A 9,856-nucleotide genomic window follows, 5' to 3' on the forward strand; every position below is an offset into this window, starting at 1 on the left:
GGGCCAGGTCGAGGGCGGCGACGGGGCCGAGGCCGGACGCGAGCCAGACGATGACGAGGGGGAAGACCAGGCGCATGCCGAACACCGCGATGACGATGCCGACGGTGAGGAAGATCTTCTGCAGAACTCGCTCATGCGGCGCAGCACGGTGGCGTTGATGACGGCGTTGTCGAAGGACAGCGAGATCTCGAGGATCGACAGGATCACCACGAGGAGGACGGCCTGGGGGCCTCCGTAGATCGCCGCGATGATCAGGGAGATCACCGTCACGGCGAAGGAGAGACCGAATATTCGCAGAACCACGAAGCGTGGCCTTTCTCTAGTGGGCATGCAGGGTGGCTACTGCAGGGGTATGTAGACCGCGGGCCGAACGCCTGGGGAGGGCGCGGACATGTGCGCCCTCCCCGACCCAGTGAGGTCAGATGTTGACGCCGTAGTCGCGGGCGATACCGGCCAGCCCGGAGGCGTAGCCCTGGCCGATGGCACGGAACTTCCATTCGCCGTTGTGCCGGTAGAGCTCGCCGAAGGTCATGGCGGTCTCGGTGGAGGCGTCCTCGGTGAGGTCGTAGCGGACCAGTTCGTTGCCGGTACTGCGGTCGACGACGCGGATGAACGCGTTGGTGACCTGCCCGAAGCTCTGGCCACGCTGGTGCGCGTCGTGGATGGAGACCGGGAAGAAGATGTTGGTGATGTTCGGCGGCACCGCCTTGAGGTCGACGTTGATCACCTCGTCGTCTCCGTCGCCTTCGCCGGTGAGGTTGTCGCCTTCGTGCTGGATCGACCCGTCCGGGGAGCGCAGGTTGTTGTAGAACACGAAGTGCTGGTCCGACAGGACCTTCTTGTTCTCACCGGTGGCCAGTGCGCTGGCGTCCAGGTCGAATTCGTGGCCGGTGGTCGAGCGCGCGTCCCAGCCCAGCCCTACCGCAACTGCGGTCAGGTTGGGGGCCTGCTTGTCGAGGGAAACGTTGCCGCCTTTGGCAAGGGTGACGCCCATGGAGGTCCTTTCACACAGGGGATAGGGGCGTGCATACAGATGTTTGCCACCCCCGCAGATGTTCGAGCACGCTCACCATAGATCGTGGGGATTCGGTCATGCGAGAGGACGCGCGATTTCGGTGCAAACCGGTTCGCGTGGCGCGTGAACGGTTGTCTGCCTTGAGTAGTGAGCGATCCCGACACCTCGACTGGAGCTGGTTCTGGTGCTACCAGAAGGCGTGCGCGTTGTCTGTATACCCAGTAAATGACTCGGCCGGACACGCAGCGGGGATCGACGGTCGGCGTGCAATCTGCACACCGAGGCACGTGGGTGCCCCGTTTCGTCTGGGTTGAACTGGACCCTGAGCTATCGCCGAGCAGCGGAACGGCGATGGTGGCAGCACGGAGACCGGGGACAGTGATGGACGGCGATGTCGTCCACCTCAGTGGCATCTATCCGCGTGTGGCCGGTCGACGGTACTCGGGGGCGTGAAGGGCCGACTGGGGGATTAGCGGAGGTGGTGCGGATTGGCTCAGCTGGCGCATGCACGCCTGACACTGCGGTCCTGTGGGCGTCCGGTCCTCACGGGGCGCAGCCGAGTGCGTCGAGCGCGGGCGACGTTTCAGGGAGCTTCGCGACGTGTCATTTGTCGCAGGCGATTCCGTCCTTGTCGCGGTCGAGCTTCGTCGAATATCCGGGCTCACCCTTGTAGATCGGTGCCGCGCCGGCGGCTCGCACTTCATCGCAAGATCCGTAGCTGACCGTCGATTTCGGTACGGGCGGGGGCGTCGGAATCGCGACCGGCGCCGGTGGTGGTGCCACGGCAATGGTGGTGGTAGGAACTACCGGGGCGACCGGCTGCACGGCAGCCGGTGAGGTGCTGACCGGAGCGGCAACCGTGGTCATTGTCGGTGCCGGTCGTGACGTGGTGGTCGGCCTGGCGCTCGATGCGTCGACGACTCGTGCAACGGACGCTGTCGTGGTCGGTGTGGTGCTGGACTGGGTCTTGCTGCTTCCGCATCCGGTCACGAGCACAGCGCCGGCGATCAGGGTTATCGCAAAGGTCGTCTTCCTCACCAAGGGCATGTAATCAGACAAACCGGATCATGTGTATCGGTCAGCCGATATACATCGCCGACACGGAAGGGGCTCACGGCGTGCGTCGCCGAGACGCCGCCGTCCCGCCGCATCAGTGTGGTCACGGTGAGTGCGCAAGGGCGGGCTGACCTCTCGGAAGGCCCGACCCGGAAATCGCCGTCAACCTGTGCAAGCAAGATATAACCGTGATCGAACCCGATTGCGTGCCTGGCCAACTTCATCAAGCATCGAGCGCGTCAATGGAGCTACCGATGTCGAGACCCGACTCATCCATGAGTGCGAGGCCACACAGGATGCCGACGCGCTCGGCGGGTTCCCAACTAGCAGCTTCCGTGGCGATGCGAGTCGCCGCATCAGTAGCCGCGTCCGTCGGCACCTTGCCCTGTGCTGCGGCGAGCAGCAACTCCGGAAACAGGATCATTTGATCCTCTTTGACGCGGGTTCTGGCGAGGAGTGCGCTGATAGCCGAGATCTGATCAAGAGGGGTATCACCCCACCATATTTCACTAGGAGTGCACCATCGCAGCATGCAGGCAAGGAGCAATCCGTCGTAGTAGGAGCGCGCTATGGACGCAAAGTCGAACATGGGCCACCGAGGATCGGTGTTAAGTGTTTCTTGCCGTCGAGCGTGAATTGCGGATCCGACAGCGACTAGAGCGACTACGGCCAGCAGTCCGGCAGCAATCCACAGACTGAGGTTCATAGGATCTCCCTGGCGGTTGTGTAGGTGACTCCGGTGTCTCGGGAAGCCAGCCGGCATGAAGACACCGGGCGGTGCACCATTGTGACACCTCGGTAGTGCGGTGATCCGATGTTCGGGGGAGCTCGGTGGCGAGATAGCCCAGGTCCGGGCTGAATCCGATCGTCCGTGGCAGCGGCGACGGCCACCGATGACCGGCGTGAAGTTGGTCTGATGGAGGCCCCGGACCGCAATTTTGGTCCGAACGCCCGTGTGGACACAGTCCGCGACGAACTCGCCACCACCACAGCGGATCTCGTGTCCGCCCAGGCAGCGGCAGCCCGGAAACGAGCCGTAGAGCTCCAGGACGAACTCACCGACGCACGCCGCGCCAGACCCGAGCAGATGTGACAGCACGGATGCGTCGGACCCAGCCGCGGCGAGCTGATCGGGAGCCGTCGCGCCGGTTGCGACAACGGGCAGTGTCATCACCGGGAGGCTCAGCATGGCGTCCGCCGGCGCCGCCTTTGTTTAGGTCAGGACGCCGTTGCGCAGCACCAGCCGATAGGTAGTGTCCACGTTGGTCAGGTGCGCGTCCAGCGTCAGGTGCTCGTTACCTCGGCGACTCAGAGGAAGTCGTCGGCGTCGTAGCAGGTGCGGGCCTTGGTGACGATGGCATGCGCGCCGCCCCATGAAGTCGACGTAGCGGTGCGTGGCGGTCGGCGGGTGCGGCTACAGGTGGGCGGGGTTGCTGTCGTACCGGCCCAGGTGGCGGTGTAGATCACCTTGACGTTGTGGCTCACCGAACCGTAGTAGCCGCGGCCAGGCGTTCTCAAGCGGCCGGGGGCATCGTGATGGCCTCGGCGATCTCCGGCCCACCTGGGGCGGGAGCGGGCCATCGAATTCCGCGCCCTGCAGCGCGATCTCGACGCGTACCTGGCACGACCGGACCTTGCGGATGCTCAACCAGGGAGAACCCGCCCATTAGTTACGTTAGCGGCTGTCTGGCCCGGTCAGGGTTCCTCCCGCGGGCGACTCAATCACCGGGCCAGCCGAAACCGCTGATCAGCGAGCCAGCGGGGTTCGGCGGGCCGGAGATCCAGTGACCGCCGGCATGTGCGTCGGATCCGCCCTGTAGAAGTGCAGGTATGACTGCCGAGTTCACTGCCAGGGGCCGCGACGGTGTCGACGAGCTTGAAGGGATTGGCCGTCGGCTGATCGTCGATGGATACCTGAAGGGCGACTCGGTGCTCACCCCCGGTGCGGCCGTGTGGAGCAGCGACAACTTCGCCGAACTCAAGCGGATCTACATCGACCGCCCCGACCAAAGCCCGGACAAGGGCTTCTTCGACAAGCTTCGGGTCCGGTTCGACGACGCCTCCGACGGCGCCATCCAACTCTTCGCCGAACTGCTCCTGCTCAATGTGCTGCCCCTGGCGAACTATCTTGGCAAGACCAAGGTCAACCGCGTCGAGCAGGTGCTCGACATGATGGCCAGTCCCGTCCCGGTTCCCGACGAGATCGTGCGGGCCGCGCAGATCGGTGCCTTCAACGGAGGCACCGCATTCGGCGTGCGTCGCTGGTCCCAGATCTGGCTGCTGATCTTCTTCGGCCTGCATCTACATGCCCTGTCCGACGAACGCCGCGCCAGGATCGCCGAGGACCCGCTCGAGTTCCGGGACGCGCTGGCGGAGGTGGCCAGGCCCAACGAGCCGGCCCAGCGCGCCGCCCTGTGCTATCTGGCGTTCCCGAAGTTCTTCCTGCCATTGGTCAATGGCAAGGACCGCAAGCTCATCCGTGACACCTTCGCGTCGTACCTGGATCGGCCGGTGTCCCCGGACGTCGAGGTCGACCTCCACGACATCAACCGCGCGTTCGAGGCCGAGCAGAACCGGCCCATCGACTATTATCGCGATCCGTGGGTATCGATGTGGCGTCCGGCCAAGGCCGCCAAGAACGATGCGGTCGACCCCGAGACCGTGGACGACGTCGATGTGTCGTTGCTCGACGCCGACCTGCCCGATCCGGGCCAGGAACTTGCAGACCAGCTGCACGTCGATCTGGGCTGGTTGGCCAAGTGCGTCACCCTGCTTCGCGACCGCCCGCAGTTGATCTTCTACGGACCGCCCGGTACCGGAAAGACGTACGTTGCAAAGGCGTTGGCGCGGCACCTGGCCGACGGTGCGGACAATGTCAAGATCGTCCAGTTCCACCCTGCCTACAGCTACGAGGACTTCTTCGAGGGCTTCCGCCCGCTGCCTGCGGGCAACGGGCAGGTCGGGTTCGAGCTCAAGCCTGGACCGTTGCGGGTGCTCGTCGAGCGGGCCCGCGGCCACCCGGATCAGGTGTTCGTGCTGATCATCGACGAGATCAACCGTGGCAACCTCGCCAAGATATTCGGGGAGTTGTACTTCCTGCTCGAGTACCGCGACGAGGCCATCGACCTGATGTATTCGTCGCAGGACACCGAGCCGTTCACGCTTCCGCGGAATCTGTTGATGATCGGCACGATGAACACCGCGGACCGGTCCATCGCCCTGGTCGACGCGGCGATGCGTCGCCGTTTCGGGTTCCTGCCGTTGCATCCGGCGCTCGCGCCGACGAACCAGATGCTGCGGCGGTGGCTGCACGCCCGCAACTACCCGTCGAAGGTCGCCGATCTGCACGATGCGCTCAATGCCCGCATCCCGGACCCGAACTTCCAGATCGGGCCGTCGTATTTCATGCGCCCGGCCGTGCACAACGCCGGCGGCCTGAGTCAGGTGTGGGAGACCTCGATCCTGCCGCTGCTCGAGGAGTACCACTTCGGTGACCGCACGGTGGACGTCGAAGCGACCTACGGCCTCGCGGTGCTGGAGAAGATCGCCTCCGGGGGTGAGTCCCCTTGACGGCGCTGACGCTGCGTGAGTTCCCCGCGTGCCGGCACGAGCGCGGGTGGTGTGACCGGTGCCGCCCCGAGGTCGGCCTGACACCCTCCCAGGCCGCGGCGCTGGCGGCCAGCGATCTGGTCGCGGTCACTCCGACCCTGAGCCCGGGCCGGTTCGCGCTGGCCGCGAACAAGAAGGTCGGCGCCGTCACCATCGGGGATCTGCACGTGCTCGTGGAGCCGAAGGTTCCGGTCGACCGGCTGCTGTGGCTTATGGGCTACGTGCACGACCCGAAGTTCTGGACCACCCACACCGCGGCCCTCGACAGCCACGCCGAGCTGATCCCGGCGTTGGCGGAGGGGTTCACCCGGGCCACGCAGCGTGCCATCGAGACCGGGCTGCTGTGCGGCTACCGCACCGTCGAGGAGTCGGGCGCGGTGCTGCGCGGCCGGCTCCGTGCGGGCGAGCAGATGGGCCGGCGCTTCGGCCTGGCCTTGCCGGTCGAGGTGCGCTACGACGAGTACAGCGCGGACATCGCCGAGAACCAGCTGTTGCTCGCCGCGACCCTGACGCTGCTGCGGATGCCGCGGATCCCGCAGCGGCTGCGAGCCCGACTGCTCGGGCTGCGCCGGGCACTCGGCGAGATCACCCCGCCGGTTCCCGGCACGGAGCAGCCCCGGTGGCACCCGACCCGGTTGAATACCCGTTACCACTGGGCGCTGCAGCTCGCCGAGCTGGTGCTCGCGAACCGGTCGGTCCAGCAGCGGATCGGTGACGTGACCGTCTCCGGCTTCGTCGTGGACATGTGGTCGGTGTACGAGGACTTCCTGATGACCGCGCTCGGCGAGGAGATCGCCGAGCGCGGTGGGCGGGGCGCCCGCCCCCGGCGGCCGGAGCCGGACCGGTTTCTCGACCACGGGTGCACGGTCACCATCGAACCGGACCTGACGTGGTACGACGCCGAGGGGAGGCCGGTCTCGGTGGTCGACGCCAAGTACAAGACCGCGCACAGCGGGGTTCCGACCGCGGACATATACCAACTCGTGGCGTACTGCACGGCGCTCGGACTGTCGCACGGCCATCTGGTATACGCCCAGGGCGAAACGGCGCCGGCGACCGTGCAGGTAGTCGGCGCCGACATCACCATCGTTTGTCACGCGGTGGATTTGACCTTGCCGCCGGACCGGTTACTCGCGTCGATCACCGGACTCGCCGACCGCATCGTCGAGAGAACGGCAGGTCCTGTCTGACGATCCTTGTTCGGTCAGTGGCTCCGCCTTCTCCCGTGCCCGGCAAGCTGTGCGGGTGACGACCCCTGGCACGCACGCTTCCGCGGTACGAGAACTGGGTCAGGATCTCGGGTTCCTCGACCGCTATCCGTCTTCGGCGTGGTTGGTCGCAGTGGTGCCCAACCGCATTTTCTCGATCGCGTCATCGTGCGAGCCGAGACCATGCGTATCGGCGGTCCTCTCAAGGAAGCGACGCAGATCGTGCGGCGGCAAGATCATCACGGTGGTCCGTCCCACCGTCGTCTTCGATACACCCGTAGATTCGCGTGTCGCCCGGAAGAAATCTGTCGGTCCCGTCGCCGTCGTGCAACCAACCCTTCGACGAGGAATCCGACGCCGTCGCCCTCGCCAACGACACACGGGTACGGACTCAACGCGAGGGTATTCACCGAAAATCTCAGCAGGGCTCACCGGATGGCCGCGACACTTCGGGCCGGGACCTGTGGGTCAATTGCCTCTTCATCCGGTATCTCACCCCGCCACCGCGTGGGGACCCGTATCTGACCGGGCTGCGATTCACCCCGCCGCTGAGACTCAAGCAGTACCACAATTGCGACGTGAGGTCGCACGCAAGGAGTGGCTATGCCGATTGGAGGGTCAGCCGGAACTGACGACGTAGCCCGGGTCAGTGTCTGAGACCTGTCCCCACCGTACGTATAGGCGCCACGCTCGTATGCGCGGTCAACATCCAAGGCGTGGAGGCGCCGAACGAGGCAACCCCGGGTTCGACGACTGGCGTGGCTTATCAAGCAGCTCCAAAGACGTCCCCGGCGACGTTCAGGTCGAAGCGGCGTTTCCCGAACGGTGGCAACAAGCCTGTGAGCATCTCGACGCGGTGCGGGCGGATCCGAGGGTACTGACCGACGGCCGCTCCAGTGACATCGTTTCCTTCTGTCTCGAGCAGTCCAACCGGTTGGGCGGTAGGCCCACGGGGACCGCCGCGAATTCTCTCACCAGCGTGACGTCGTCGAGCGACGCTCGAGGGACAGTGGTGCAACAACTGCGGAATGGGTGCCGGCGGCGCCGAAGCAGACCGAACAGCCGGACACCGCGGAGCATTCATCGTTTGTCGGCACTGACCACACGTGAACAGCGGCAACTGCATGCACTGCTCGCCAAGATCCTCCCCGGTGGTCGATGACCTCGGGCGGATTCCCGAAATCCGACCTACTGTCGTCCGATGATCCACCCTGCACGCCACGCCGCCAGATCGCAGCTGACCGTGACGTGCAGCGCGGCCGTGAAGGTTCCGGGCATGAAACCCGAACCCGCTCGGGGCGGCAGAATCTGTGCGAGGCGGGCGCTCACACAGGGTGGATCGGTGGCACCTCATCAAGGCTTCCCCACCAACCGATACCGCTCTCGTCGGCTCTGCTGCGCTCGGACACCGTCCCCAGCGGCTCGCCGATTTCGAAGTTTGCAACGTCTCGTCCGTACTGATCGACACTGATCGACCGGCTGCTCGCGGCGGGCATCGAACGTCGACGGAAACGACGACCTCGGGCAGCACAACGAGTGGTCAGCTCGCGGGCGCTACGACCCGCTCCTCGTCGGGTAAGCATCCACGGCGACCCGATGGCCAGTACATCATCGAACCCGGGGACATGCCGCGTCGGCCTCCTCGCTGCCGGCCTCGACGGTGAGTCCGCTCAGCAGCCGTGTCAATGGCTCGGTCTCGACGTCGGACGCGGGACGGGACAGGTAGAAGCAGGCGTGGAACTGGCCCCGGTCTTCCTTGCCGGCCGGGTCCAGTCCGCGGGCGTGGACCGCGTCGAGCGTGCTGTCCCGTTCGTGGGGGGAGGCGAAGCGGCGCTGGGGGAACACGTATCCGACGGCCTGGCCCGCCCCCAGTGACATCCGCCGCGGCGCCCTTCCGGCGAAAACACCGGCCCCGCACACCCTGTCGTGAGTGCGGAGTGGACTACCGGGCGCGCACCGCAAACGTGTCACCGCCGGCGGACCGGCCCGCTGCCCGCCGGGACGTGACGCGGTTCGAAGTTCATCCCACGTGTGACGGGTGGTCAGTGCAGATCCCGCCGTCGAAGGCTCCACCAGGCCACCGCCGCACAGACCACCGAGACGGCCATCGGGGCGAGGAACGGCTCGAGCGCGATCCCCTGCGCGAGCATGTTGCGACCCCCGTACCAGTGCCAGGGTGAGGCGAACCGCAGGAAGTGCAGGCTCTCGCTCGACACGGCGACGGCGTTGAGGAGGTTTCCCACCACGGCCACGGTTGCGGCGGTGGCGATCGCCGCCGACCGGCGGCCGGTCCAGGCGCCGGCAGCGAACGCGATCGCGCCGTGCATCAGCCCGAAGGCGGTCGCCGCGAACACGGCCGCGACGAGTCCGGGGATCGACACGCCCGCGAGCAGACCGAAGGGTGGGGAGAACGCGAGAAGGCTCGCGGTGGTGACGATCCCGAGGCCGAGCGACAGCGCGAGGACGGCGACGAATCGTTCGATCAGGACACGTCCGCGGGTCACCGGGTTGGACAGGAGCAGTTCGAGGGTGCCGTCCTCCTCGCTCCCGCCGATCGCGTATGCACCGGCCCCGATGGCGAAGATCAACAGCAGGACCGGCAGTTCGTGATCCCGATGCCTGAAGTGCGCCCCGGGGGTGATCCCGGCTCTGTCGCGGTGGTGGCGGCGCTGCTGGTGCAGGCGGCCAGCGAGGGTGTGGCGCGCGCTGCGCCTGCTCGTCGATCAGCGGAATAGCCGGGATCTGCTCGCGGCCGTCCGCGAGGACGCGCTGCACTCGTCGAGCTACTCGGACACCGGCTATATCGACCTGCTCGAATCGAGTCCACCGACACGGCGCACTCTCGCGCAGCGCGCGATGACCAACAACCGGGTTGCCGCCGCCTACGAGCGGCTGTGGCGGCCGACCGTCGTCGCGGCGCTGAGCCTGCACGGACTCTCCGTGGTTGAAGAGCGCGCAAGGGCCGCCG

The 9,856-nt window shown here is 66.3% G+C and carries 11 protein-coding genes and 2 pseudogenes; 5 read left to right on the forward strand and 8 right to left on the reverse strand.

The genetic code is table 11. The annotated features are described in order from the left end of the window. From AC1DWT_RS46700 to AC1DWT_RS46710, 3 genes and pseudogenes are all read right to left on the reverse strand, one after another. A pseudogene (locus tag AC1DWT_RS46700) lies at positions 1-303 on the reverse strand (DUF475 domain-containing protein); the annotation flags it as partial. A gap of 115 nt (positions 304-418) precedes the next feature. Then, the gene (locus AC1DWT_RS46705) at positions 419-994 is read right to left on the reverse strand and encodes a TerD family protein (protein WP_072943909.1); all 576 of its coding nucleotides are present in this window, start codon (positions 992-994) and stop codon (positions 419-421) included. Between the two features lie 624 nt (positions 995-1,618). Continuing rightward, the gene (locus AC1DWT_RS46710) at positions 1,619-1,882 is read right to left on the reverse strand and encodes an excalibur calcium-binding domain-containing protein (protein ID WP_241031613.1); all 264 of its coding nucleotides are present in this window, start codon (positions 1,880-1,882) and stop codon (positions 1,619-1,621) included. Here AC1DWT_RS46710 and AC1DWT_RS46715 point away from each other — a divergent pair. Next, the gene (locus tag AC1DWT_RS46715) at positions 1,803-2,066 is read left to right on the forward strand and encodes a hypothetical protein (protein WP_241031614.1); all 264 of its coding nucleotides are present in this window, start codon (positions 1,803-1,805) and stop codon (positions 2,064-2,066) included. The two genes, AC1DWT_RS46710 and AC1DWT_RS46715, sit on opposite strands and share 80 nt — an antisense overlap. Before the next feature lie 228 nt (positions 2,067-2,294). Here AC1DWT_RS46715 and AC1DWT_RS46720 read toward each other — a convergent pair whose 3' ends face one another. Continuing rightward, the gene (locus AC1DWT_RS46720; RefSeq protein WP_206015735.1) at positions 2,295-2,777 is read right to left on the reverse strand and encodes a hypothetical protein; all 483 of its coding nucleotides are present in this window, start codon (positions 2,775-2,777) and stop codon (positions 2,295-2,297) included. Between the two features lie 249 nt (positions 2,778-3,026). Here AC1DWT_RS46720 and AC1DWT_RS46725 point away from each other — a divergent pair, with 249 nt between their 5' ends. Then, entirely contained in the window at positions 3,027-3,164 is a 138-nt protein-coding gene (locus AC1DWT_RS46725) for a hypothetical protein (RefSeq protein ID WP_206015736.1), read from the forward strand. A 215-nt stretch (positions 3,165-3,379) separates the two neighbouring features. On the opposite strand, the gene AC1DWT_RS46730 is transcribed toward AC1DWT_RS46725, so the two are convergent. Next, complete coding sequence (locus AC1DWT_RS46730) at positions 3,380-3,556, reverse strand: hypothetical protein (RefSeq protein ID WP_206015737.1); 177 nt, start codon at positions 3,554-3,556, stop codon at positions 3,380-3,382. Positions 3,557-3,901: 345 nt separating this feature from the next. On the opposite strand from AC1DWT_RS46730, the gene AC1DWT_RS46735 reads away from it, so the two are divergent. After that, positions 3,902-5,641 (forward strand): McrB family protein, encoded by a 1,740-nt coding sequence (locus tag AC1DWT_RS46735; protein ID WP_206015738.1) that lies wholly within the window; start codon positions 3,902-3,904, stop codon positions 5,639-5,641. Next, entirely contained in the window at positions 5,638-6,870 is a 1,233-nt protein-coding gene (locus AC1DWT_RS46740; RefSeq protein ID WP_206015739.1) for an McrC family protein, read from the forward strand. Before AC1DWT_RS46735 ends, AC1DWT_RS46740 begins: the two co-directional genes overlap by 4 nt. A 1,206-nt stretch (positions 6,871-8,076) precedes the next feature. Here the strand turns inward: AC1DWT_RS46740 and AC1DWT_RS46745 are convergent. The 3 genes from AC1DWT_RS46745 to AC1DWT_RS46755 form a co-directional block, all read right to left on the reverse strand. Beyond that, positions 8,077-8,217 carry a hypothetical protein gene (locus tag AC1DWT_RS46745; protein WP_477925866.1) on the reverse strand — a complete coding sequence of 47 codons (141 nt, stop codon included), beginning with the start codon at positions 8,215-8,217 and terminating at the stop codon, positions 8,077-8,079. Positions 8,218-8,496: 279 nt separating this feature from the next. Further along, positions 8,497-8,766 (reverse strand): hypothetical protein, encoded by a 270-nt coding sequence (locus tag AC1DWT_RS46750; protein WP_206015740.1) that lies wholly within the window; start codon positions 8,764-8,766, stop codon positions 8,497-8,499. A gap of 164 nt (positions 8,767-8,930) precedes the next feature. After that, the gene (locus tag AC1DWT_RS46755; RefSeq protein WP_241031615.1) at positions 8,931-9,476 is read right to left on the reverse strand and encodes an ABC transporter permease subunit; all 546 of its coding nucleotides are present in this window, start codon (positions 9,474-9,476) and stop codon (positions 8,931-8,933) included. 106 nt (positions 9,477-9,582) lie between these two features. Here AC1DWT_RS46755 and AC1DWT_RS46760 point away from each other — a divergent pair. Continuing rightward, positions 9,583-9,856: pseudogene (locus tag AC1DWT_RS46760) on the forward strand (hypothetical protein); the annotation flags it as partial.

The sequence above is a fragment of the Rhodococcus sp. P4_B6 genome (genome assembly GCF_056402215.1).